This window comes from Burkholderia sp. L27(2015), assembly GCF_009765705.1.
GTDB lineage: Bacteria > Pseudomonadota > Gammaproteobacteria > Burkholderiales > Burkholderiaceae > LMUX01.
Genome location: NZ_LMUX01000009.1, coordinates 472,946 through 498,080 on the forward strand (window position 1 = coordinate 472,946; position 25,135 = coordinate 498,080).

A 25,135-nucleotide genomic window follows, 5' to 3' on the forward strand; every position below is an offset into this window, starting at 1 on the left:
CATTTAATGGTCACAGGCATTCAAACGTTGCGGGCCTCTTGATCTATGGTCGACGTATGACGCGTTTCGGGCATCACGATGTAGGTCACGAGCGAAATGGCCGCGCACAGGCTGGCGTAATAGAAGAACCACGGTTCGTGTCCGGCAGCCTTGAGCCGCAAGGCGACGAATTCAGTCGTGCCCCCCATGACCGCCGTCACGATGGCAAACGGCAGGCCCACGCCGAGCGCGCGGACTTTGGCCGGGAACAGCTCCGACTTGACCAGCCAGTGTATCGAGCTGAAGCCGCTCAGGATTCCGAGCGCGGCCAGGTTGAGCAGGAACGCCGTGGTACCGCTGTGCGTCTCGCCCAGTGCATGCATGATCGGTATCGTGAGAAACGTGCCCCCGATACCGAAAATCATCATCACCTTGCGTCGCCCGATCAGGTCCGACAGCAATCCATAGATGGGCTGGAACACCATGTAGATCAGCAATGCAATGGTGGCGATCAGCGTGGCCTCGTCGCGGCTGAAGCCCGAGGTGTTCACCATGTATTTTTGCAAATAGATCGTGAACGTATAGAACGCGACGGTGCCGCCGATGCTGATGCCGATGCTCCAGACGACTTCGCGGCGGTAACGCAGCAACACCACCAGCAAGCTCTCTCGAGCCGGGTCTTGGCCATGCCGCATAAACGATTCGGTCTCGGCAATGCCGCGGCGCAGGTACAGCGCGAACACCGCCAACAGGCCACCGATGAAAAACGGAATACGCCAGCCCCACGCGTCGAGCTGCGCCGGCGTCAAGACCGCGCGCTGCAGCAGCAACATCAGGCCGAGCGCCAGCAACTGTCCCATCACGACCGTCACCTGCACGAAACCGACGAAGAACCCGCGCCGGCCCGGCGGCGCCATTTCGCTCAGATAGGTTGCGCTGGTGCCGGCTTCACCGCCCATGCTGAAGCCCTGCAACAAACGGGCGAATACCAGGATGGCCGGTGCGGCGATCCCGATGGTGGCGTAGGTGGGCGTTAGCGCAATCATCAACGAACCGAGGCTCATCATCGCCACCGACAAGCTTAAGGCGAGGCGGCGGCCGAAGCGGTCGGCCAGCGTGCCGATCAGCCAACTCCCCAGCGGGCGCACCACGTATCCGACCGAAGCGACGGCCGCCGCGTTGAGCAACTGCACCGTCATGTTGCCGCCGGGGAAAAACGCTTTGCTGAAGTAGATCGAGAAGATCGAGTACGCGAGAAAGTCGTACCACTCGATGACGTTGCCGGCGCTGCCGCCGATGATGGAGCGCAAACGGCCCGGTGTGCGTGCCTGATTCGGCACGGTGTTGTCGTAAGTATTGCGTTTTTGTGGTGTGGTGCTCATGGTGTCTCCCCCCAGGTGCTACGCACGCGTGTTTGTCCCGCGTGTCTTCTCCGATATTACCGTTTGGGCTGGTGCCCGGCACGGGCTTAGCGCGTGCTCTTCGGCACGTTCACTAACAAGTTCACCAGCTCGGTCGCGCTGCCCATCTTGTCTGCGAGCATAACGCGCTCGACGATTTGTTCGACCTGCGATGCCGCGAGCCGGCGCGATGCCAGTTTGCGGAATTTCGCGATGACGTCCTCGGCACTCGCAAATGAATGCTCGCTGCCGCGCGGCGTCTCTACCGTTTCGTCCAACTCGGTGCCGTCGCGTAGTCTCACCTTGACGTGCACCATATGGCGATAGACCGAACCGCGCGCAGTGATCGCGGGGTCTTCCACCACCTCGACCAATTGCGACACGCGCATGCGCTGCGCATCGGTGACTTTCTCCTCGGTGAACTGGTCGACAAAGACGTCGCCGTCGAGCAGCAAGGTCGCGACGCAATAAGGCAAGTTCAGTTGCGCCGAAACCAGGCCCTGCGGCACGTATTTCCAGCCGACATGATCGACGGTGACGCGCGAACCTTGCACGATGATGCGCTCCACGTCATCGACGCCGAACGGATGACGCGCCTGCATGTTGCGTAGCGCGTCGAGCGTGGTGTGATTGCTGCCGACGCAGGAAAAGAACTTCAAGGCGATGCGCTCGGTTTCGAAACGCTCGCCCAAGCCTGCGGTCAGTTTCGTGAGATCGAAGCGATCGGTCGAGCGCGAGAAGGTCGAGCAAAACCCGCCGTAGGGGTTTTCGAACACGTCCATGATGCCGGTGAAGCCGTCCTGCGCGAGCAGCGCGCCGTATAGGCCGCTTTGCGAGGCGCGCCCGGCATGCATGCGCTTGACCATCGCGCCGAATTGCGCAGCCATCAGCCCCGACGCTTGCGTGCCGGCGATGCCCAGCGCATGAACCGTCTGCTCGGCCGAGAGCTTGAGCGCCGCTGCCGCGCCCGCGGCCGCCGAGAACACGCCGACGGTGGCGCCCGAATGCCAGCCTTGCGCGATATGTTCCTGCCCCATGCACATGCCTACGCGCGGGCCGATTTCATAGCCGGCCACGCAGGCGGTCAGGAAATCACGCCCGGTCATTGCAGGATTGAGTTCGGCCAGCGCGAGCACTGCAGGCAACGTAACGGCGCCCACATGCAGCACGCCGACGCGATGCACGTCGTCGAGCTCGAAACTTTGTATCAGAGTGCCGTTGATGAGTGCCGCGTGCGGCGCCGACACGCGACGCCCGGTCCCCCATGCGGCACAGGCCGGGGTGGTATCCAGGCGGCCCAAGGTGTCGATCAGGATCCGGCTCCAGGGCAGCTCGGTGCCGAAGATCGCGCAGCCCAGCGAGTCCAGGATCAGCAGCTTGATGCGGTCGATGACCGGCGTAGGTATGGCGTCGTAGTGCAGCGTGCTGACGAAGTCGGCGATACCCCGGGTGTAGGGGTTCTGAAGGTGCTCGGCGTGGCTCATGGTATCGGCTATGGAGGTTGACGAGGGCAGTCAAAGAAATTTTCGATGGCCTTTGAATGCCGGGGGCCACGCGTACACGAGGCCGGGTCCTTGAGTATCGGTCCCGTACGGCACATTTGTAAATTGCCCGTTTCGTCGTTATTATTGCTCAGTGAGCAATAATAAAAGAGCGCGGTGATGTCGCATTTTTCCGGTGTTGATCTCGATGGTTTGCGGGGTTTCGTCGCGGTGGCCGAGCGCGCGACTTTCCATGAGGCGGCGCTTGAACTCAACGTTTCTGCTTCGGCGTTGACGCGTCGGATCCAGCGCCTGGAGACTGCGCTGGGCGTCGCCTTGCTCGAGCGCACCACGCGGCGGGTGACGCTTACGCCTATCGGCCAGTTATTCTTGCCGGGTGCGCAACGCGTGCTTCATGAGCTTGACGCCACGCTCAGCCGCGTGGCTGAGTCGGGCAACGCGCGGGTGGGGCAGATTACCGTTGCCTGCATCCCGACCGTGACGAATCATCTGTTGCCGCGCATTATTCGCGACTATCGCATGCGCCGGCCCGAGGTTCGCATTCGCATGATGGAGGGCAATGTGAGTGCGGTGGCGCGCAATGTCCGGGAGGGGCTGGCCGATTTCGGACTGACCTTTATGGTCGCGCCGGACCCCGATTTTCTTTTCGACGCACTGGTCACCGACCCTTACTGCCTTGTTTGCCCGGTCGACCATCCGCTGGCGGAGCTACGGAGCGTGGAATGGAAGGATCTCAAGCCGCATCAACTGATCATATCGGGGCGCGGCAGCGGCAACCGCATGATTCTCGATGAGGCATTGCGCAGTGTGAATTGGCAACCGGACCGGCCGGTTGAGATCGAGCATTTGACCACTTCGTTGGGCCTCGTCGAAGCGGGACTCGGCATTTCGGTCGTGCCGCAGTCGGCACTGCCGGGCGAGCCGCAATCGAGCATGGCGATACGGCCGCTGGTCAATCCGACGGTGACGCGCACGATAGGTTTGGTCCGGCGGCGCGGCGTAACGCTTGCGCCCGTCGCACAGCAGTTTCTGCTTGCCGTGCGGCGCATGGCGCCCGGCCTTGCGCGCGAAGTCGAGGAGCGAACCGCCAGGCTGGCGCAGGCGGCCTCTTGAGCCGAACCGCGGCGCAAGAGCGCGCACCTTACCCGAACACTTCCTGACGCTCCTGCTGGTTCGCGCTTTCCAGCAATGGCGTGATATCTACCTGCTGCGTGCAACTAGGCGTCAGCACCCGCTCATACAGGCAGAAACCGGAAGGCTCCAGCGTCAACACATCGCCGCGTACCTCCGCATGCTGCGACACCACCACCCGACCGTCCGCCGAAAAACTCACTTGCCGGGCGTTATCGCTCAGGTTGAACAAGCAGCGTAACTCCTCGCCTTGCGTCAACATGCGTGAGAAGGCGAGCACGCCGCGCGGCATGTTGGTCAGGAAATGCAGCTCGCCCTCGCGTAGTTCCGGCCGGGCCTTACGCAACGCAAAAATAGCGCGCGCAAACGAAAGGGTCGAGTCGTCCTGCGTTTCCTGCTGTTCGACAGAAAGCGTCAAGTGATGCGGGTCGACCGGCAACCACGGTTCGGTCGTGCTAAAGCCGCCCCACGGCGCCTGCGAATTCCACGGCAGCGGCGTGCGGCAACCATCGCGGCCTTTGTATTTGGGCCAGAATGCCTTGCCGAACGGGTCCTGCAAGCGCTCGAACGGCACGTCCGCTTGGGGCAAGCCCAGCTCCTCACCTTGGTACAGGCAAATCACCCCATGCATGCAGGCCAGCAGCGCCAGCATTTGCTTGGCGTGCGCCTGGGGCTCGCGTCCTTCGCCCCAGCGGGTCGCCACGCGTGCCACGTCGTGATTGCTCAAGGCGACGCAAGCCAGGCCCGGCGCGGTGATGTGCTTTTGCAATTCGGTCAGTACATGACGCACGTGCGTTTCGGAGCGATCGCTGCGGATCAGATCGAAGCTGTAGGCCGAATGCAGTCGCCCAGAGCGCGTGTACTGCCCCATCACGGGCAGCGCGTTGTCGCCACCGACCTCGCCGACGCTGAACGCACCATACACATCGAGCAGCGTGCGCACCCGTTCGAGAAACGGCAGGACTTCGGGCCGGTATTTGTCGAACTCATGCTCTTGCCAGCCATACGGATGCAACGCGCGCGAGCTGTCCTCGATCGGCGGATTGTCGCGCAACTCCAAATCTTGAAAGAGATGAATGCACGCATCCAGCCTGAACCCCGCGACGCCCTCCTTAAGCCAGAATTCCATCTCCGCCAGTACCTGATCCTGAACCGCCGGACAATGCAAGTTCAGGTCGGGTTGGCTGGACAGGAACGTGTGGAAAAAATATTGGCGGCGCCCCGCATCCCATTGCCACGCCGGTCCTCCGAAGACGGACATCCAATTATTGGGCGGCGTGCCGTCGCGCTTGGGGTCGGCCCACAAATACCAGTCGTCGCGTCCTTCGCTTTTTTGCCGGCTGGCTTTGAACCACGGATGCTCGTCCGAGGTGTGCGACATCACCATGTCGACCATGATGCCCATGCCACGCTGCTTGGCTTGCGCGAGCAGAATACGAAAATCCGCCAGGGTGCCGAACATCGGATCGACATCGCGGTAATCCGCGACGTCGTAGCCGAAATCGCGCATCGGCGATTTAAAAAACGGGCCGACCCAGATCATGTCCACACCGAGGCTCTGGATGTAATCGAGCTTCGCGGTGATGCCAGGCAGATCGCCGACACCATCGTGATTGGAGTCGTTAAAGCTACGCGGATAAATTTGATAAATGATCATAAATTTCAGTGTGGGCTTGCGAGATGGCTTGCATCTGCCCGGCGCATTTGCCCAGTTCAAGTAAAGGTAATAAGCCACGCGTATCCGAAACGGGACATCCAGAAAAACCCGCATCGCTAGCGGTCGGCGTCGCTCGATGCGGCGCGCACTAGCCGCAGTGGCGCAGCGGCTGGCTCTGAGCGGCACATCGATCCGGATTGGGGCGTTGTATCGCGTGTGCACTGACCCTTGAATTCTGCCTAATATATGTCGTTTTCGTGCCAAAATAGCCGCAAAGCGACGCAAATTCGAGGGTCTTTGATTTCGGTCGAAAATCCAATTGGGTTGCAACAATAGCTGAAAACCGGTTTTCTTGCAGGGGAGCGCGTCGTGCTTTTTGCGGTGCGCCCGGCGGCGTGCTTCACAGTCCTTTCACAGTCCTTTCGCGGTGCTTTCAAGGTGTTCGTGCAGTGGTGCACTCGCAGTGTTCGCGATGTTGTTCATCAGCGCGAAAGGGGTTGCACCGTCCGAATCCGTTGCGCAAGCCAAGACGAAAATAATATGAAAACAGGCGAGTTCTTGCCGAGTGAACCGGGGGACGGCGCGGCGCCGTTTTTGGTGGTGGCGGCGGGCGTGATTGCCGGCCTGCTGGTCTTGTGTCTGACGTGTGTGGTGCTGTTGCAAAGTCGCGCGGACGCGTTGGAACTGGGCAAACAGCAGGCCAACACCGCATTGCTGCTGATCGAACATGATATTGCCCGCAGTTTTGAAATCTACGATTTGTCGCTCGATGCAACGGTGGAGCAACTGCGAAGTCCGGACACGCGCGGTTTCTCACCGCAAGTACAAAAGCGGGTGCTGTTCGATAGCTCGGCCAAAGCCCGCTACCTGGGCGCGGTCAAGGTTGTCGATGCGGCGGGCAACGTAACGATTGCATCGCAGGACCACAAGCGGCCGAAAGCCAACTATTCCGATCGCGATTTTTTTGCCGTGCATAGGGCTGAGCCGGATCTCGGTTTGTACATCAGTTACCCGTATCGCTCTCGGCTCGAGAATGGCGATCCGGCGATTGCCCTAAGCCGGCGGATCGCCAATCCCGATGGCTCGTTTGGCGGCATTGTGTTCTTGCCGGTATACCTGTCGTACTTCAGCGATTTGTTTTCGGGCCTGCCGCTGGGCTCTCATGCGTCGATCACGTTATCGCGTCCCGACGGCATCATCATCACGCGCATGCCATTCAGCTCAAACGATGTCGGCCGCACCATGGCCGGCACTGAGTTGGGAGCACGCTGGGCGGCGCAGACCGCGGGCAGTTATGTCAAGGTGTCGCAGATCGACGGTGTGACCCGCTTGTTCGTTTTCCGCAAGATCAAAGCGCTCCCGCTCATCGTGACGGTCGGCATTGCGCAGCAGGATATCTTCGAGGCTTGGCAGCGGCGCGCATTCTGGACTGGTGCGATCGCCGTGGTCGCGAGCTTGCTGATCATCGTGGCCGCAGTGTTGATGGCGGGACAGCTTAAAAAGCGCGAGCGCGCCGAGCAGAAGTTGGCACTACTCGTCAGCAAGGATCCCCTGACCGGACTTGATAACCTGCGCGCTTTCGACGCACGGCTCAAAGCTCAACTCGATGCGGCACAAACTGCCGGGTTGCCATTCTCGGTGCTGTTTATCGATATCGATCGCTTCATGGCGTTCAACGATATCTATGGCCATGCGCAAGGCGACGAATTGCTGCGTACGTTGGCGCGCTGCCTGAGCGAGAACCTCTTGCGAACGCAAGGCACGGCGTCGCGTTACGGTGGCGAGGAATTCCTGATCCTGCTGCCGAATACTCCGACCGAGCGGGCCTTTCAAAGGGCTTATAACATCTGCGAGCAGATCAAGGAATTGAACATCGAAAACCGGGGCAGTGAATTCGGCCGGGTGACGGTGAGCATCGGAATTTCCACCTGGAGCCCGGAGCAGCCTATCGCGCTGCGCGCGCTGATCGACGCGGCAGACCGCGCGCTCTATGAAGCCAAGACGCTGGGCCGCAATCAGGTCCGCGCGCAAAGCCACAGTTCACGTCTGTGGACGAGCGAAAACGATGATCTGGCGCAGCCTTTGGAAGAGTAAGAGAGTCAGCGCCCTTCGGGGGAGAGGCCGAGTGATCGGGCGTGACTGAGAGGGTGGTGCGCGGTTTCGTGCAGCGCGGCTCGCGGCTCGCTGCTCGTGTTGTTGTGCGGCGCGTTCAGTCAGGTAGCCAATTGAGTTGCGTTTCGAGCCGTCGCTGCATCGACGCGGCGGGTTCAGGGCGGCACAGCAAATAGCCCTGGAGTTCGTCGCAAGCGTGCTGCTGCAAATACTGCGCTTGCGCCACGGTCTCTACGCCCTCGGCCACGACGCGCAAGTTCAGGTTGTGCGCCATGTTGATGATGGTTCGGCAGATGGCCGCGTCATCGGCGTCGCTGGAGATATCGCGCACGAACGATCGGTCGATTTTCAGCACGTCGATGGGGAAGCGCTTGATGTAACTCAGGCTCGAATAGCCGGTGCCGAAATCATCGATCGAAATGCTGACGCCGAGATGCTTGATGCGCTCCAGCATGGCGATGAATAATTCCGGTCCTTCCATCGCCAACGATTCGGTGATTTCCAGATCCAGCAGCGCGGCGTCCATGCCGCTTGCGGCGAGGCTGCGAATCACCGTCTCGCTAAAATCCAGATGCTTGAGCTGGCTGACCGATACATTGACCGAAATCGGGAAATTGGACAGGCCGGCATCGACCCACTCCTGATTCTGGCGGCACGCTTCGCGCAGCACCCAATCGCCGATCGGAATGATCAACTTGGATTCTTCGGCAATCTGGATAAATTGCGCAGGCGCCACGAGCCCTTGTTTCGGGTGATTCCACCGGATCAGCGCTTCCATGCCGGACAGCACGCCCGTGTGTGCGTCGACCTTGGGTTGATAGTGCAGGACGAACTCGTTGTTCACGATCGCCTGTCGCAACTCCTGTTCGATGCTCAGGCGTTGCGACACGCGCATGCCGATCTCGGCTTTGTAGAATTTGAGGTTGCCGCGGCCTGCGGCCTTCGCCGTGTACATCGCCATGTCGGCGCATTTCAACAGGTCGTTGACCGACGTGGCATCTGCCGGATAACCCGAGACGCCGATGCTGGCATCGACCCGGAAGTCGTGCTCCCCGATGGTCAGCGGCGCGCGCAAGCTGGTGAAAATGCGGGCGATCACGTCGTCCATATCGCTGAGCAAATGGATGTCCGGGCACACCACCACGAATTCGTCGCCACCCAGCCGCGCCACCATGTCGCAAGAGCGCAGGTTGGCTTTGAAGCGCTCGGCGGTGGCTTTGAGCAGTAGATCGCCGACGCCATGTCCTATGGTGTCGTTGATGCTCTTGAAATGGTCGAGATCGATGAAGGCGACACCGACTAGGTGACCGTTGCGCCTGGCCTGATGAATCAGCTGTTCGAGATGCTGTTCGAGCAGTTTGCGGTTGGGCAGGCCGGTTAGCGCATCGTAGTTGGCTTGACGCGCGAGTTCGTCCTGGTAGTGGATGCGTTCCGAGACGTCGGTCTGGCTGCCGATGAAGTGCGTGACCGAGCCTTCGTGGTCGCGTACCGGTGCGACCTTCAATTCGTTCCAGAACATCGTGCCGTCTTTGCGGAAATTGCGCAAAACCGCTTGGCCTTCGGTCTGTTCGTGCACGGCCGAGCGTATCGTGGCCAGTCCTTCCTGGTCGTGCAGTTTGCCCTGCAGGAACCGGCAATTGCGGCCTAGCACTTCATGGGGCGCGTAACCGGTCAGCCGGCCGTAAGCCGCGTTGACGTAAATCACCGGCATATCGGGTGCCACCGCGTCGACAATCACTATCCCGTCGCTGGTTGTATGCAGCGCTTTTTCGCGCAGCAGCAGAACTTGCTCGGCGTCCTTGCGCGCGGTGATGTCGGTGAACAGTATCGTCAGGCCTTCGCGCGTCGGATGAATGCGGTGTTCCAGCCAGGTGCCGTATTGGGGGTAGTGGCCTTCGAGTTCCGCGAAAACGTTTTCACGCATGGCACGGTGGCAGGCCTCATAGAACGGCAGATCGACCAAGCCGGGTACTACGTCCCAGATCCTGAGGCCGATCAATGCGTCGCGTTCGCTATCGAGGATGCGGCAGGCGTTTTCGTTGACGTACGTGTAGCGCCATTCCCGATCGAGCGCGATAAAGGCGTCGCTCGTGGCCTCGAGCAGATCGACCGATTGCGTGGCGTAATGGCGGCCGGCTTGTTGACCGGAATGCGCCGCGGGCATGCCGGGTTCGGCATCGGCGGGTGCGCGGGAGTCGGTGTCGTTGGGCGTGCCGGAGATGGCGTCGGCATACGTCTCGAGCGCGGTCGCAACCGTCTGTGCGATCGCTTTGAGCTGCTCTTGCTGCGCGTCGCTCAAGGTATGAGGCTGGCTGTGCGTCAAATTCAGCGTGCCGAGCACGATGCCGGCCTGCGTGGCCAGCGGGATTCCCGCATAGAAACGCACACCCGATGGCGAGGTGACGGTTTCGTCATGGGCAAAACGCGCATCCTTGCTTGCATCCTGCACCACCAGCAGTTCACCCTTGCTGATGACATGGGTGCAAAACGCTTGCGTTCCAATTGGCGCAAGCGCGCCTGGCGTCGAGGCAAACCGCCATTGCCGGTCTTCGTCGATCAGGTTGACCGACGAAAATTCCGTAGCGCAAGCACTTGCGCATAGATGCGTAAGTGCTTGCAGCAAACCCGTATCCATTTCCTTGAACAGCCGGAAGCCTCGCAGCGGATACGGCCAAGTACCCGAATGGTCGGGAATTTGCACCGGCATTATGAAAGTTCCAGGGGAAGCGCTGAAAGAAGGCAATCGAACCAACAACCCCTAATAATCTCATAAAAAAGGGCCGAAGTTAATGATTACGAGCGCTCAGCGTGTCTGGCGGGCGAGGCGCGCGAATTAAGCCGAACGATAAATGATGTCGTTGACGCCGCCAAAAACAAATCCAAGCACACGTTCTGGCGCCAATGGACGCGAGAAAAAATAGCCCTGTGCATTTTCGCACCCATGATCCTGGAGAAATTTAAGTTGAGTGCCGGTTTCAACGCCCTCGGCAATCAAACCCATGCCTAGATTCTGTGCCACCGAAATAATCGTTTTTGTGATGGTGGCATCAAACATTTCATGGGGCAGGCCTGCCACGAACGATTGATCGAGTTTGATCACGTCGACCGCAAAACGCTTGAGGTAATTGAGTGATGAATAACCGGTACCGAAATCGTCGATCGAAAGACGCACACCCAATTCCTTGAGCGCTTTAATTGCCTGCGTGGCGTTATGTTGAGCCAATACGCGCTCGGTCAATTCGATCTCGAGCATGCAGGGTGGCAACTCGTTTTCCGCCAGCGCTTGCTCGATCACGCCGATCAGCTCACCGCCGCGCAGTTGGGACGGCGCGATATTGACCGCCATCACAAGAGGGGGACCGCCTTCGCGTACCCACTGCGCCGCCTGTTTGCAGGCTGTGCGTATCACCCAGGCGCCGATCGGGATGATGAGTCCCGAGGTCTCGGCCAAGGGGATGAATTCAGCCGGGCTGATCGGACCCAGGTTGGGGTGATTCCAGCGCAGCAACGCTTCGACGCCTACGACATGCCAGCGCGGCAGATCCATCTGTGGCTGATACACCAGCGAAAGTTCGTCGCGCCCCAGCGCACGCGCCAGGTCGCTGAGCAAGCGCGATTGGCGCGAGGCCCCCTGCTGCAGGTGGGCGGCGTAGAACCGGTATTGATGTTTACCTGCAAGCTTGGCTTGGCTCATTGCATGCTCGGCTTGCTGTAACAGGTCGGCGGCGCTCTTGCCGTCGCTAGGATATAAAGCGATGCCCACGCTGACGCTGATGATCTGGTCGTACAGCACCGGCAGGATCGGTTCGTTCAGCGATTCGATCAATCGGCTCGCCAGCGACGCGACGTCTTGCGGGTCCGCGACCGACGAGAGCAGCACCGCAAATTCGTCGGCGCCCGGGCGCGAGACCAGATCGGATTCCCGTGCCGCACTTTCGAAGCGGCGCGCAATTTCGACCAAAGCGAGATCGCCGACTTCGCGTCCGAAGCGGGCGTTGATGGTGTCGAATTCGTCGAGATCGAGATACAGCAACGCGACCACCGAATTATTCAGGCGCGCCTGCGCAACGCTGTATTCAAGCCAGTCCATCAACAGCATGCGATCGGGGAGATGGGTCAGCAGATCGTGATTCGCGGCGCCCGACAACCGTTTGGTGAGTTGCCGCTTTTCGCGTAGCTGCGCCATGATCATTCCATACAGCGCGGCGATCAGCAGCAGCACCAGGACGGTCAGACACACCAGATACCGCAGTGAACTGCGCGCATGTTCGGTCAGCATTTGCTTGACCGCAACCTTGTCGCCATTCCTGACAATCAGAATGCGATTGATCGATGCGCGAATTTTTTCGTTGTCGGTCAATTCGAGCCGCTCGGGCAGCCGTTCCATTGTATCCGAAAGATCCTGCGCGTTGCCCAACTCGGTCGAGCGCGCGAGTCCGGCCAAATCGTTGTGTATCAGTTCGTGGAGCTCCGGCAATTCACCTTTCAAGGCCGGATCGTCGGAGAACATGCTTTCGATCTGTTCGAGCCCGGTTTCGGCGCCGGCCAGTGCCGCTTTAAAATTGTTGTGATACAGCTCATCCCCGGTACGCAAGTAATTCACCTGCGCCGCTTCCGCGTCGTCCAGGTCCTTAAGCAGAGTGCGCCCGGTATTGATCGACTCGTCGATCAGGAAAAGTTGGTCGTAGCCTTGTAGATAAGCACGCGTATCGCGCACCGTCACAATGCCGAAGATCACGACAAATACCAAGCCGGCCAGGAAGCCGATGAGTACCTTGTCCTCGACGCGTCGGGACTTCAACAGCGAAAAGCGTATCCGGCTGGCGGAGGACGGTGAGCTCATCGGGTGGTAGCGCTTTGGGGAGTGAAAAAACAAACACCATTTTTAAACACGACGATGACAAACCGGTGTATTTATCCCGGCGCCACCCGCTAAAACAGGATTGCTGATTACTGCCTGCGGCTATTAAACATCACGAATCGACAATTAGGTGGCTTTTCCGTGTTTAAAACGCTGCTTTATTATCGGATCAGATTAAATGGAGGGGGTTGAATAAAAAATGCCCCAATGCGGGGCAATGGGGGATTGGGAACTACGGGTAGGAGCGGCGAGGGGGCGCATCCGGCGCGCCGCGTGCGCTGAACGGCTTGCTACGATAGTCGCGGTTGCCAGCGGCGCAATAGCAGCGCATTGCTGATCACGCCGATGCCGCAGAATGCCATTGCGGCGCCGGCCACCATCGGGTTGAGCCAACCGAGAGCCGCCAGCGGTATGCCGATCAGGTGGTAGACGAAGACCCAGCGCAAATTTTGCCCAATCTTGCGATAAGTCCGCCGCGACACGTCGATTGCGGCAACAACCCGCATCGGATCGCTGCGCATCAGCGTAATGTCGGCTGCATCCATCTCGACATCGGCGCCGCTAGCGATTGCGATGCCGCTATCGGCGGCGCAGGGCGTCGAGGCCGCCGCCGCAGCAGCAGCGCCGATGCCGTCACTGACCATCGCTACCACACGGCCGCCCGATTTCAGGTGGGCCACGCTGGGCGCCTCGTGCTCAGGCACTGCTTGCGCGTGGCTTACGTCCATCTCGGATGCCGACGCCGCGATCGTCGCACTGCCTTCATTTGTCCCGGGCAGCATCACGCTGTCCACGCCGATGTCGCGCAACGCCTCGACGGCCGCCTCAATAGTCTCAACCGTCGCAACGCCGTCGGGTGGGTTCAAGGCAAATGCCTGAGCGGCTGTTTTGTCGAATGCGACAACGCCTATGCGATGTGCAATTTCGAGAGCCCGGGCATTTTTGAACAAAATGCCGTGGCGCGCAGCGATCCCCGTGCCGACCTTGATTGCGCTCGGCGCCGCCCGGCTTAGCGCATAGGGGCACGCGATTACGAGCACTGCCACGGCATTGAGAATCGCTGTTTCGGCGCCGGCGCCATACCAAAGCCAGCCGAGTAGCGTGGCCAACGCAATACCGAGGGTGACGGGCACGAAGACGGTGCCGACCCGCTCGACTGGGCGTGGAATCAGCGCTTGTTCCGCCTGGACTGATTCGACTTGGCGCACGATGCGCGCCAGCATGGTTTCGGCACCGATCGCACGTGTTTCGATGGACAGCAGGCCCGCGCCGTTGAGCGCTCCTGCTGTGACCAGATCGCCGGGATGTTTCGCCATCGGCACGGTTTCGCCGGCGATCAGCGATGCGTCGATCTCGGTTTCGCCCTCGAGCAACACGCCATCGACCGGTACGCGTTCGCCCGGCCGAACCACCACGATCATTCCTGTCTGGATCTCGCCGATGGCCACTTCGCGTTCGACGCCCTCGATGCGTACGCGGGCGCGCTCGGGGCGCAGGGCATTCAAGGCCCGGACTGCCGCGGTGGTTTTGCGTTCGGCGCGCATTTCCAACCATTTGCCCAGCAGCACCAGCGTGATGACGACCGCTGGTACTGCGAAATCGGCATGGCCGGTTTCACCTGGATGAGCCCACATTTGGTACACGCTCAGGCCCCACGCGGCCGAGGTGCCCAACGTAACCAACAGATCCGTGTCGCCGGTGCAGGCTGGCAATACCCCAGGCACCCCGCGCCATGCCCTGCGCAATACGGCGCGCAATGGCTCATACGCGGCGCGATAAAATCGCGCCCCCAGGCCGAATTGAACAATCGACGCGAGTATGAGCTGCGGCCAAGCCGGCAGCGTGCGTTCGACGCCGAACCATGCGCACATTATCGGAACCAGCAGCGGCAGGGTCAGGCAGCCGGACGCGACTACCGTCAGCGCGGCACGTCGGTTGGCGGCGATGCGTCGGCGAATCGACTGGATGGAGTCCGAGTCGGCGCTGTCGGACGTGGAGATCGCGGCGCTCGTCATGGCGCGCAGCGCTGCGGTACGGATAAGCTCACGATGCGTTCGCTCTCTTACTCTTCGAGCAGGCGGACCTTGACCCGTTTGCCTTTGACCTTGCCGTCCGAAAGTTTGCGCAGCGCTTGCCGGCCGATCGAGCGTTCCACCGCGACATAGGTGGAAATATCGCCGACATTGATTTTGCCCACTTGCTCAGCGCTATAACCGGCCTCACCGGTGAGAGCGCCCAGCACATCGCCTGGACGGATTTTTTCCTTGCGTCCGCCCAGTATCTGCAGCGTGATCATCGGTGGCGTGAGCGGGCCGCCGCTAGCCGGCTTCAGTTCATCGAGCTTGCCCCACTCGAACTCCCGGCCGGCTTGCTCGAGGTTGCCTACGCGTCCCATCTCGTTCATGCTCGCCAGGCTCAGTGCCCAGCCGTCCTGATCGGCGCGTCCGGTGCGCCCGATACGGTGAATATGTACTTCCGGGTCCGGCGTGACATCGACGTTGATCACCGCTTCGAGCTGGGCAATGTCGAGCCCGCGCGCGGCAACGTCAGTCGCGACCAGCACCGAGCAACTGCGGTTGGCAAACTGGATCAGCACCTGATCGCGTTCGCGCTGCTCGAGTTCGCCGTGCAATGCCAGCGCATTGAAACCCTGGGCGCGCAACACGTCGAGCAGGTCGCGGCACTGCTGCTTGGTATTGCAAAAGGCCAGGGTGCTCACGGGGCGATAGTGGTTGAGCAGCAGGCCGACTGCATGCAGACGTTCGTCGTCCTTGACTTCGTAAAAGCGCTGCCGAATCTTGCTGTTGTCGTGCTGCTCCTGCAACTTGATTTCCTGCGGCCGGCGCAAGAACTGTTGGCTGAGCTTGACGATGCCGGGCGGGTAGGTCGCCGAGAACAGCAAGGTCTGGCGCTCTTTCGGGCATTGTTTGGCGACGTAGGCGATGTCGTCGAAGAAACCCATGTCGAGCATGCGGTCGGCCTCGTCGAGCACGAGGGTGTTCAGCGATGCCAAATCCAGAGTGCCACGTTCGAGGTGGTCCATGATGCGTCCAGGCGTGCCGACGACAATGTGCGCACCGTGTTCGAGGCTGGCGATTTGCGGACGCATCGGAATGCCGCCGCACAGCGAAAGTATTTTGATGTTGTCTTCGGCACGCGCGATCCGGCGAATTTCCTGGGTCACTTGGTCGGCCAATTCGCGCGTTGGGCATAGCACCAGCGCCTGGACGCCAAAATTACGCACATCCAGTCGGTGCAGCAGGGCGAGTGCAAATGCGGCGGTTTTGCCGCTGCCGGTTTTTGCTTGGGCGATCAAATCGTGGCCGGCCAACGCGATGGGCAAACTGGCGGCCTGGATTGGGGTCATGCTGGAATAGCCGAGCTGCTCAAGGTTGGCGAGCATGGCCGGGGTAAGCGGCAATAGGCTGAACGGGGTGCCGGCTGATTTGCCGGCAGGTGTCGAAGAGGTAGTCATACCGGATTATAGCGGGGTCAGTGCGACAGTCCGGTGTGGATCGCCGCCATTCGCGGAGATAAAAGCCGGGCGCTGCGGCGACACACGTACAATCGCTGATTCAATCGAGCATTTGCGGATCTATGAAAACGCCAAAAAGAATTGCACCTTTGGTCGAGGACGGCTTGGTCGACGAGGTCATTCGCCAGTTGATGAGTGGCAAGGAAGCTACGATCTATGTCGTGCGCTGCGGCGACGACATTCGTTGCGCCAAGGTCTATAAGGAAGCGAATCAGCGGGCTTTTCGGCAAGCGGCCGACTATCAGGAAGGCCGTCGCGTGAAAAACAGCCGTCAGGCGCGCGCAATGGAAAAGGGCTCGCGCTACGGCCGAAAAATGCAGGAAGAGGTTTGGCAGAACGCGGAAGTCGATGCCTTGTATCGCCTCGCGGGCGCCGGCGTGCGCGTGCCGCAGCCCTATATCTGCTTTGAGGGTGTGTTGCTGATGGAGCTGGTGACCGACTCCGAGGGCAGCGTCGCGCCACGGCTCGCCGATGTCGAGCTGGATGCAGCGCGCGCACTCGAGTTGCACGCCGCGTTGCTGAAGGAAGTCGTCAAAATGCTGTGTGCGGGTTTGATCCACGGAGATCTATCCGAATACAACATCCTGGTCGATGAGCTCGGACCGGTGATTATCGATCTGCCTCAGGCGGTCGATGCCGCGGGCAATAACAACGCGGGCGCGATGCTGGAGCGCGACGTGGAGAACCTCACGACCTTCTTTGCTCGCCACGTGCCGGAATTGGTCGGTACCCGGTATGGCAAGGAAATTTGGGGGCTCTACCAGGGCGGCGCGCTGCACCCCGACGTCGTACTCACCGGGCACGTCGTGCTGGACGAAACGCCGGCGGACGTTGCTGGGGTGCTGGCCGAAGTCGAGGCCGTCAAGGCCGAGGAAGAAGCGCGACGCAGACGACTGGAGGAGGTGGACGAGGCACCTCTTGCAAGCCGAGGCATGCGATAGCGCGTTTATTTGATTAGAAACCGTTCGCGAGTGCCTTCGGAGATCCATGCCGGCGGGCGACCGCGACCGCTCCAGGTCTGCTGAGTCTGCGGATTGCGGTATTTCGGCGCAATCGCATGCTTGGGCTTGGCGGTTTCTCGCCCGCGCGTCGAGAAACCCAGGTCCGCCGCTGTAATGCCGTAATCGGCGATTTTCTGCTTGATGTCTGCCATCACGGCGCCCAACTCCTGCTTCCGCACTTCCTCAGCGCGCGCCTTCAGCTTGACCAATTCAGCTTCCAACTCTTTGTACGTTGCCATTTAAGATCCTTTGACTCGTGAGTGCGAGGATAAAAGCCCAGGCTCGCTGTCTCTAAAAACGCGTAGCGAGTTTATTGCTCCGGATAAAACTAACTGAGCCTGGAGACTGGACGAATGGCCTTTATCCGATTAACTGGATATTTGAATCGACTAAACAGCAAAAGTTCAAGCGGATTGGAAATAGCTCGTGCGCGGGCCGATTCCACGCCGCGTCAACCTGTGGGCGGCAGCGCGTCGGTTTGGCATGGCTTAGACGTGAATTAGGCCGGGCTTGAGAAGAAAGTTTTTTTAAAGCGAACAGTGAGGCGGTTGAAAGTTCGGTTAGAAATTCACAGCGTCGTCGACTTCGTTGCGTTTCGACGGGATGGTTTGAGGCGATCTGAGTTGCCGCGAGGTGGTGCTGCGACGAGAGCTTTCGAGAACGGGATTGCGGGCAGGATAAAGGACAAGCGCCGAGAAATTGAGATTGGCGTCATTCGGACCGTAAAAAAAGCTGCCGGATGCGCATTGCCGTTGTGCGGATTTGCGCATCCGGCCCTGACTACCGCAGGGTATCCGGCGCCCGGTTGCTTGGGTGAAGCCGCCGAACCAACGACACTCGGTTCGGATTTCACCCATGACTCATGGTAGAAGAAGAGAACCGTAGCTGTTTCGCGTTCACTACCGCATTTTCGACAAAATACGCATGATTCATGTTTTTTAGAGAAAATTACGAATGATTCATGTGATAGATGCGATTAAGATGTAAATAATGTCGTTTCCCCCTCTTCTTCACGATACGATCACTACCATGCAACTCGACACGTTCGACAAAAAGATCATTGGGCTTTTGCAGCAGGATGCTTCGCTTTCCGCGGCCGAGGTTGGCGAGCGAGTGGGGCTGTCGCAGTCGCAATGCTGGCGTCGTATTGAGCGACTTGAGAAAGACGGTGTGATCATCCAGCGGGTTGCACTGGTGGACCGCAAAAAGGTCGGCCTGGACATGATGCTGTTCGCCCACGTCAAGCTCAACGGCCATTCACGCAACGCGTTGCCAGAGTTCTCGGCCGCCATCCAGCAGTTTCCCGAAATCATGGAATGCCACGTACTACTCGGCAATGTCGATTTCCTGCTGCGGTTGATCGTGCCGGACGTCCATGCGTACGAGCGGTTTTTCTTCGAGCGCTTGTCACGCTTGCCCATGGTGCAGGAGGTCAACACCATGATCGCGCTCTCGCAGATCAAGTCGACCACCGTGCTGCCGCTGGAGCTGGTGGGCGCGTGATCGAACAGCCCGTCGAAAAGAAAATTGTTTAAATAGCTTGCTATTTGATAGTGCACGATATATATTTTGTCCATGAACACGAAGCCCGCCACTGAAGAGTCAGACAGCCCATCCGAGGCCCCTTCGCTTTTGCTGGATGAGCAACTGTGCTTCGCGGTTTATTCGACTGCTCTGGCGATGAACAAGGTTTATCGCAAGTTGCTCACGCCGCTGGGGCTGACGTATCCGCAGTATCTCGTGATGATGGTGTTGTGGGAGCGCGATTCGCTCAGTGTTTCAGAAATCGGCGCGCGGCTCTTTCTCGACTCGGCTACGTTGACGCCGCTGCTAAAGCGTATGGAGGCAGCGGGGTTCATCGACCGGATACGTGCAGCGAACGATGAGCGCCAAGTCATCGTGACGTTGACCGATGCAGGGCGCGCGCTGAAGCTGCGCGCGGCGAGCGTGCCGCAAGGGGCTTTTTGCAAGACGCGGTGCACACTCGACGAGTTGACTAGAATCAAGCAGCAACTCGAGGCGCTGCGTGAAAGTTTTGGCTGATAAGGCCAATGAGGTGAGGTAGTCATCGCGGGTGTTTTTCTCTTTAATATCGCACGCTATTTAATAGTGCACAATTTGCTGGGCCGAATTATGGAACAAGGAAGAAGGTAAGCAAAGCTGTAATGACATAGCTATAACTTGTAGCAAGGATCTCGATCCTAAAAAATTTCTCAACCCACACTGAAAGGAATCTTCACCATGTCGATCGAAAAAGTTCTTTACACCGCTCACGCAACTGCAACCGGTGGTCGCGACGGTCGCGCCGTCTCGTCGGACAAAGTGCTCGATGTTGCACTGACCACCCCGCGTGAGCTGGGCGGCTCCGGGGCAGTGGGCACCAATCCCGAGCAACTGTTCGCCAGCGGCTACTCGGCGTGTTTCATCGGCGCTATGAAATTTGTGGCAGGGCGCGAAAAAATCGCACTGCCCGCAGACCTGTCGGTCACTGGCTCGGTCGGCATCGGCCAAATCCCGACCGGCTTCGGCATCGAAGTGGAACTGAAGATCTCGGCTCCCGGGATGGCCCGCGCCGACGTCGAAGCTTTGGTGCAAAAAGCCCACATCGTATGTCCGTATTCCAACGCAACGCGCGGCAATATCGACGTGACGCTGACGGTGGTTTAAGCCTTGCTGGATGGCGGGTGGAAACTCACCGCAATCCGCAGCTGGACCAGCAAATCGACCCGTCGTGGCAGGTGCCGCTACGGGTCGATTTTTTTATCCATAAAAATGATTGACTTTGAAGCGCAGCGATCCATACAATGCGCACGTTTCCACAGCAGGGGCAGTCGCCTTGGACAGCATCAGTTACCGTCATCGGTCTGAGTTTCTGCCTGTATGAGCAAGACGTAGCGCTATATTCCTGGCCACCGTCTTGCCCTCAGGCAAACGGTGCGCATCACGTTTTTTTCTGTGCACCCTCGGATCGTATTTCATGCGCCGTTGAGCAACGTTAATTCGTATTGCTCGCGCGCAAGCTCACGCTCACCGGCGGAATGCTGGAGCGCGGATCAGTGGCATCTCGGTGGCCTTGCCGCTTGTGATGTCTAGAAAATTTGGCCGAGAGGTTCGTGCTGCGCAATCCATCGCGGCCCGCCGGCATTTACGGTTGTCAGGAGTCGCACTATGTTTTCAACGCGCCCGATTCGTCACGGTTTGCCCGGAGGCCGCTCGATGACCTCGATGTTTGGTTCGACCACGACGAGCTCGTCAAAAACCTCGACCAAAAGTGCGACGGCGACCCCCGCTAAGTCTGAACCGATGTCGACGCTGTGGCGTGCAGCACCGCCAGCAGGCCGTCGCAAGTAACTTCGTTGGCTTAGCTGGCAGAGGTGGCGGAGCCCGAGGCTGTCATGTCGGCTGTTTGCGGCAGGCGCTGATGCAAGTCGGTCAGTGACAGCTTTTGCGCAAATAGCCGCGACAAGCTGCTGCTCGCGTAAGCGTCCACATCTCGGATCGCTACCCAGCGAAACGCATCCATTTCAGGAATCATCTGGCCATCGCGCCGCCGCGGGAACTCCGACACGCAGACACAACGTTCGATGTCGGCCTCGATGCGGCTGAGTCGAGTTGCGAACAGATAGAGATTTTTATCGTGTCGATAACTGAACAGGCCGAGGTCGACCAATTGCGCCGGATCGATTTGCAGCCCGGTTTCTTCCCGGGTCTCGCGCAAAGCCGTATCGACGTAGGATTCGCCGGGGTCTCCCTGGCCCTTGGGGATGTCCCAGTGCGTGGTTTCGGTCGCGTGGGCGAGTAATACCTCACCCTCCTCATTGAGGATGACTACGCCGCAGGACGTGATTTTGCTCACGGTCTCCGGCCCTCGGCTCCTGCGCACCAGGGCGCCCCTGACACCACTACCAGACCATGCGCCACGGCGTTCACAGGTGCTTACTCTTCATCGGCTATCGTCTCGCCGCGTAACTGGTGGCGACGAATGTCTTTGAGGTGGGCGCGCCGCGCGTCGTCCCACTGATAAAAGCCCGCGCCCGAACGTATGCCCGTGCGCCCCTGCGAGACCTGCGCCCTCAGCACGTCCAGGCAATCCTGGTCGTGCGCGAGCTCAGGCATCAAATGCTCGGAGATGGCCAGAAACGTATCGAGGCCACCCAGATCGGCGATCTCGAACGGACCCATCAGGCCGTAACGCCGCCCCAGCGAAGCCTTCATGACCTCATCGACGACCTCAACGCTGGCCGCGCCCGATTGCACGATCGCCATGGCTTCGCGCAACACCGCATATTGCAGGCGGTTGCCGATAAAACCGGGAATCGCTTTTTCGAGCACCACCGGTTTGGCACCAATGGCGCTCAACAAGGCGGCAACCTTGTGCGCGAGCGTCGCTTCAGTGGCGCTACCCGGCACGATCTCCACGAGGGGAATCGTGTGCGGTGCGTTCCAGAAGTGCGTCACCAGAAAACGTTCCGGGTGCTTGAGGTGCGGGGCGAGTAAGTCGGGCGGAAATCCGCTGGTGTTGCTGCCGATGATGGCGTCGTGTGCAATGAGCGCTTCGAGCTCGCGATAGGTGGCATGCTTGATTTCAAGATTTTCGGGCACCGCCTCAATGACGAAGCGAGCGCTGGCCAGATCGCTCAGATCGTGCGTCGGTTGCAGCAAACGCAGTGCGCTTGCGCGGGCGTCCGCGGTAATTCGCCCCGCTCCCAGCAATTCATCGAGGATCGCAGCGGCAACGCCCAGGGCCGCATCGACGCGTTCCGCGCTGACGTCGTAGATGGCGCTGGCGTAACCGTGCTGCGCGAAGCGGGTGGCAATCCCCACACCCATCAGTCCGGCGCCGACGACGCCGATGGCCTTGTCTTTCATGGCAATGTTCCGCGAAATTTCGTTTAGTGACGCACCAGCGCCATCATCGCGCCGAAGCCGACGAAAATGCCACCGGTAAGGCGGTTGAAGAGTTGTGCGATATGCCGGCTGCGCAGTTGTTCGCCGATGCGCGAACCGAAACCGGCGTAGACGGCGTACCAACTGACTTCGATCACGACAAACGTCGCGATCAGCACGGCGAACTGCGGCAGCTTGGGCGCGAGTTCGCTGATGAATTGCGGGAACAGCGCCGCCGCGAACAGTATCGCTTTGGGATTGCTGCTGGCGACCAGAAAACCGCTGCGGAACAGAGTGGCGAGGCTGCGGTGAGCGGGGCTGACAGAACCCGGGCTGAGACGGGTGGTGTTAAGACCGGCGGCGTCAAGATCAACGGACCTGGGTTCAACGCTCGATGGCGCCAGCGGGTCCAGTCGGTCGGATGAATTGAGGGCATCGGCCGAGCTACGCCAGCTTTTGATTCCCAGATAAATCAGGTAGGCTGCGCCGGCGTAGCGCAACACGTTGAACAGCGTGGGCCACGCGCTCAAGAACACGCCGAGTCCGGCGGCGGAAATGCTGAACATCAGCAGCAATGCGCTGAGACAGCCGGCCATGGTCGCCACGGAAGTGCGCATGCCGAAGCGGGCGCTGTGCGTCATGACCAGCAGCATGTTAGGGCCGGGAATAGCCGAAACGACAAACACCGTTGCTACATACATCCACCAAAGATGCCAACCCATCTCACTCCCCTTGTCTTCGTCCCTTTGCATCGATGCTCGCCGCGCGAACACATTGCCCGAGCGCGGGGCCAAACGCGACCCCAAGCGCGACCCCAAGCGCGACGCCAAACGATGCCTCGGGCGGTACCTTAAGCCTCGCTCAGATCCAGCGCGCGCGTCAGCAATTCCGCGACAACCGCATTCAAATCGCCGGATTGCGCGACGGCGCGAGTTTTTAGCCGCTCGACCAGCTTATCGTTGAGCTTGCAGGCGAACGGCACGAGGCCGAGTTGCTGATCCAGGCGACGCTGTTCGCGGCGATCAGGCTTGGGTGCGTTGTCGGCTGGACCGCGCATGGCGTCGGAGCGTTTCAGGCTATTGGTGAGCTTAAGGGCTTTGTTTTTTTCGATGTCGGTCTTTTTCACGCGTCTATCCAGTCAGGTCAATTCGTTATTGTACGCACCCGACCGCGCTGCGGCGACCTTGGGCTGATTTTGTTGCGGTGATCGGGGACGGATGAAGGCAGGTGCCCTTATTTTTTTGGCACGCGCCGGGCGCCGGGCGTTACTTGGACACGCGTCGGACGCGAAGCGGCGCACAAACCCGAGTCGAACACATAACGGAACAATTCGGCGTCGTGCTGGATGCCGAGCTTGTTGAATGCCCCTTTTTTCTGGCCGCTGATGGTTTTGACGCTGCGTTTCAGATGTATCGCGATCTGGGTGACGCTGAGCCCCTCCGCGTAGAGGCGCAAGACTTCGCTTTCCCGTTTGGATAGCAGCGACGTGCCATGTAGCGCTTGCTTGGCCGTGGCGGCGGCGAGTGCGGCCATGATCGCCGGGGAGCGGTAGGGCTTACCGTGCATGGCGCCCTGGACGGCCTTGATGACCAGCGAGGAGGCGTCCTTTTTGCTCACGATCGAGTAGATGCCCAGCCGGATGATCGAGCGCAGCAGCGCCGGATTATCGATCAGCGTCAACACGATGATGCGCAGCTTGGGGAACCGTCGACGCAGGTAGCTGAGCAATTGCAGACCGTCGCCGCAGTGAGGGTCGGGCATTGAGTAATCGGTGATCAGCAGGTCGCAAGGCTGCTGTTCAAGATGTGCCACGATGCCCGAGCCGTTCTCGACCAGCGTCACGCGGCTGGCCACATCGCTGCGATGAAAAGTCGCGTCTATTCCCGCCAGCATCAGGGGGTGATCATCCGCGACCAGAATCCGGAGTCCTCTAGCCATCGTCTCCGATCCGTTAAGCGCCTGTTCAGGCAGATCGACTACGTTAGCGGGAAGTGCCGGGTAAAACAACGCATCGAGGCTGATTTAAGCCTCCTGGAAGTGTTCCGTTTGGCTGATTCGCGATGGCTAGCCGATCAACCCTTCCGTTTCGGCCGCGCCGATATGCAGATTCATGCACTGGATGGCGGCGCCCGATGCCCCTTTGCCTAGATTGTCCAGTCGTGCGATGGTAATCAGGCGCTCGCCATCGCCGAATACGAACAAATCGACGCGATTGGTATCGTTGCTGCCCTGGACGTCGAAAAACCCTTGGTCGAGATTGTCCGGATGATCGAGCGGTGCGACGTTGATAAACGTTTCACCCTCGTAATAGTCGGCCAGGCAGGCATGGAAGGCTTGAGCGTCAAGCTTGCCGCCGGGCTGCCGCGGGTGGTAATAGGTCGTGACCGCGAGGCCTTTGTAGAAGTTGCCGACCACAGGCGTAAAGAGCGGGGGCATGCTCAGGCCGGCGCGCACTGCCATTTCGGGCAGATGCTTGTGGTTAAGGCCGAGCGCATAGGCGCGCGGACTATCGAGCCGCGCATTGCCGCCGGCTTCGTACTCGGCAATCATTTTCTTACCGCCGCCGCTGTAGCCGGTGATCGAGTAGCTGCTCAAGGGATAATCGGCCGGCACCAATCCTGCCGCTACGAGCGGGGCCGCCGCGAGGATAAAAGCGGAGGCATGGCAGCCGGGAACCGCGATGCGTTTCATCGCACGGATCCGATCGCGTTGGCCCGGATTCAATTCGGGCAGGCCATAGGCCCAGTCATCGACGGTGCGAAAGGCCGTGCTTGCGTCGATGACGCAGGTATTGGCGTTGTCGACCAGCGTCACCGATTCTCGCGAGGCGGTATCGGGGAGGCACAGGAAGGTGACGTCCGACGCATTGATCAGCGCGCGACGCGTTTCCACGTCTTTGCGCCGCGCTTCATCGATACGCAGGATCTCGACATCCTTGCGAGCCGCCAGATATTCGAAAATCCGCAGCCCGGTGGTGCCTTCTTGTCCGTCAACAAATACCTTGGTCGTCATTTTATATGCCTTGAACTCGTGCCTCGAACTTGCGCCCTGACTTGCGTCCTTAATTCGC

Annotated in this window: 21 protein-coding genes; 7 read left to right on the forward strand and 14 right to left on the reverse strand. The window is 59.8% G+C overall.

Annotated elements, in window-relative coordinates; translation table 11 throughout:
• Window positions 1-20 precede the first annotated feature (20 nt).
• Both GSQ77_RS06905 and GSQ77_RS06910 read right to left on the reverse strand, forming a co-directional pair.
• Window positions 21-1,361 (reverse strand): MFS transporter, encoded by a 1,341-nt coding sequence (locus GSQ77_RS06905; RefSeq protein WP_254067488.1) that lies wholly within the window; start codon window positions 1,359-1,361, stop codon window positions 21-23.
• Between the two features lie 86 nt (window positions 1,362-1,447).
• The gene (locus tag GSQ77_RS06910; RefSeq protein ID WP_158900360.1) at window positions 1,448-2,863 is read right to left on the reverse strand and encodes an MmgE/PrpD family protein; all 1,416 of its coding nucleotides are present in this window, start codon (window positions 2,861-2,863) and stop codon (window positions 1,448-1,450) included.
• A gap of 177 nt (window positions 2,864-3,040) precedes the next feature.
• Between GSQ77_RS06910 and GSQ77_RS06915 the strand changes: the two genes are divergently transcribed.
• Window positions 3,041-3,994: a LysR family transcriptional regulator gene (locus tag GSQ77_RS06915; RefSeq protein ID WP_158900362.1), complete on the forward strand. Its 954-nt coding sequence runs from the start codon at window positions 3,041-3,043 to the stop codon at window positions 3,992-3,994.
• 28 nt (window positions 3,995-4,022) lie between these two features.
• Here GSQ77_RS06915 and GSQ77_RS06920 read toward each other — a convergent pair whose 3' ends face one another.
• Entirely contained in the window at window positions 4,023-5,669 is a 1,647-nt protein-coding gene (locus GSQ77_RS06920; RefSeq protein WP_158900364.1) for an alpha-glucosidase, read from the reverse strand.
• A 540-nt stretch (window positions 5,670-6,209) separates the two neighbouring features.
• Between GSQ77_RS06920 and GSQ77_RS06925 the strand changes: the two genes are divergently transcribed.
• On the forward strand, window positions 6,210-7,763 hold the full coding sequence (locus GSQ77_RS06925) for a diguanylate cyclase (RefSeq protein ID WP_158900366.1): 1,554 nt from the start codon (window positions 6,210-6,212) through the stop codon (window positions 7,761-7,763).
• Window positions 7,764-7,878: 115 nt separating this feature from the next.
• On the opposite strand, the gene GSQ77_RS06930 is transcribed toward GSQ77_RS06925, so the two are convergent.
• The 4 genes from GSQ77_RS06930 to dbpA all read right to left on the reverse strand — a co-directional run bounded on the left by GSQ77_RS06930 (window position 7,879) and on the right by dbpA (window position 16,117).
• On the reverse strand, window positions 7,879-10,488 hold the full coding sequence (locus GSQ77_RS06930; RefSeq protein ID WP_158900368.1) for an EAL domain-containing protein: 2,610 nt from the start codon (window positions 10,486-10,488) through the stop codon (window positions 7,879-7,881).
• A 126-nt stretch (window positions 10,489-10,614) separates the two neighbouring features.
• Complete coding sequence (locus tag GSQ77_RS06935; RefSeq protein ID WP_158900370.1) at window positions 10,615-12,624, reverse strand: EAL domain-containing protein; 2,010 nt, start codon at window positions 12,622-12,624, stop codon at window positions 10,615-10,617.
• 308 nt (window positions 12,625-12,932) lie between these two features.
• A complete protein-coding gene (locus GSQ77_RS06940) occupies window positions 12,933-14,657 on the reverse strand; it encodes a cation-translocating P-type ATPase (RefSeq protein ID WP_158900372.1) in 1,725 nt (574 codons plus the stop codon).
• Between the two features lie 47 nt (window positions 14,658-14,704).
• Window positions 14,705-16,117 (reverse strand): ATP-dependent RNA helicase DbpA, encoded by a 1,413-nt coding sequence (gene dbpA, locus GSQ77_RS06945; protein ID WP_158900374.1) that lies wholly within the window; start codon window positions 16,115-16,117, stop codon window positions 14,705-14,707.
• Between the two features lie 122 nt (window positions 16,118-16,239).
• Here dbpA and GSQ77_RS06950 point away from each other — a divergent pair, with 122 nt between their 5' ends.
• On the forward strand, window positions 16,240-17,118 hold the full coding sequence (locus tag GSQ77_RS06950; protein WP_158900376.1) for a PA4780 family RIO1-like protein kinase: 879 nt from the start codon (window positions 16,240-16,242) through the stop codon (window positions 17,116-17,118).
• 5 nt (window positions 17,119-17,123) lie between these two features.
• Here GSQ77_RS06950 and GSQ77_RS06955 read toward each other — a convergent pair whose 3' ends face one another.
• On the reverse strand, window positions 17,124-17,417 hold the full coding sequence (locus tag GSQ77_RS06955) for an H-NS family nucleoid-associated regulatory protein (RefSeq protein ID WP_158900378.1): 294 nt from the start codon (window positions 17,415-17,417) through the stop codon (window positions 17,124-17,126).
• Between the two features lie 790 nt (window positions 17,418-18,207).
• Here GSQ77_RS06955 and GSQ77_RS06960 point away from each other — a divergent pair.
• The 4 genes from GSQ77_RS06960 to GSQ77_RS06975 all read left to right on the forward strand — a co-directional run bounded on the left by GSQ77_RS06960 (window position 18,208) and on the right by GSQ77_RS06975 (window position 20,471).
• Complete coding sequence (locus GSQ77_RS06960; RefSeq protein ID WP_158900380.1) at window positions 18,208-18,681, forward strand: Lrp/AsnC family transcriptional regulator; 474 nt, start codon at window positions 18,208-18,210, stop codon at window positions 18,679-18,681.
• Window positions 18,682-18,753: 72 nt separating this feature from the next.
• Window positions 18,754-19,221: a MarR family winged helix-turn-helix transcriptional regulator gene (locus GSQ77_RS06965; RefSeq protein WP_158900382.1), complete on the forward strand. Its 468-nt coding sequence runs from the start codon at window positions 18,754-18,756 to the stop codon at window positions 19,219-19,221.
• Between the two features lie 198 nt (window positions 19,222-19,419).
• Window positions 19,420-19,845, forward strand: a complete 426-nt coding sequence (locus tag GSQ77_RS06970; RefSeq protein WP_158900384.1) for an organic hydroperoxide resistance protein — start codon at window positions 19,420-19,422, stop codon at window positions 19,843-19,845.
• A gap of 446 nt (window positions 19,846-20,291) precedes the next feature.
• A complete protein-coding gene (locus GSQ77_RS06975) occupies window positions 20,292-20,471 on the forward strand; it encodes a hypothetical protein (protein ID WP_158900386.1) in 180 nt (59 codons plus the stop codon).
• 68 nt (window positions 20,472-20,539) lie between these two features.
• On the opposite strand, the gene GSQ77_RS06980 is transcribed toward GSQ77_RS06975, so the two are convergent.
• From GSQ77_RS06980 to argC, 6 genes are all read right to left on the reverse strand, one after another.
• Window positions 20,540-21,061 (reverse strand): NUDIX hydrolase, encoded by a 522-nt coding sequence (locus tag GSQ77_RS06980; protein ID WP_158900388.1) that lies wholly within the window; start codon window positions 21,059-21,061, stop codon window positions 20,540-20,542.
• 53 nt (window positions 21,062-21,114) lie between these two features.
• The gene (locus GSQ77_RS06985) at window positions 21,115-22,047 is read right to left on the reverse strand and encodes a 3-hydroxyacyl-CoA dehydrogenase family protein (RefSeq protein ID WP_158900390.1); all 933 of its coding nucleotides are present in this window, start codon (window positions 22,045-22,047) and stop codon (window positions 21,115-21,117) included.
• A gap of 23 nt (window positions 22,048-22,070) precedes the next feature.
• On the reverse strand, window positions 22,071-22,787 hold the full coding sequence (locus tag GSQ77_RS06990; protein WP_158900517.1) for a LysE family translocator: 717 nt from the start codon (window positions 22,785-22,787) through the stop codon (window positions 22,071-22,073).
• Window positions 22,788-22,915: 128 nt separating this feature from the next.
• On the reverse strand, window positions 22,916-23,191 hold the full coding sequence (locus GSQ77_RS06995; RefSeq protein ID WP_158900392.1) for a hypothetical protein: 276 nt from the start codon (window positions 23,189-23,191) through the stop codon (window positions 22,916-22,918).
• Window positions 23,192-23,298: 107 nt separating this feature from the next.
• Window positions 23,299-24,003, reverse strand: coding sequence for a response regulator (locus GSQ77_RS07000; RefSeq protein WP_158900394.1), 705 nt, complete (start codon window positions 24,001-24,003; stop codon window positions 23,299-23,301).
• Between the two features lie 126 nt (window positions 24,004-24,129).
• The gene (gene argC, locus GSQ77_RS07005) at window positions 24,130-25,077 is read right to left on the reverse strand and encodes an N-acetyl-gamma-glutamyl-phosphate reductase (protein WP_158900396.1); all 948 of its coding nucleotides are present in this window, start codon (window positions 25,075-25,077) and stop codon (window positions 24,130-24,132) included.
• Window positions 25,078-25,135: the final 58 nt, after the last annotated feature.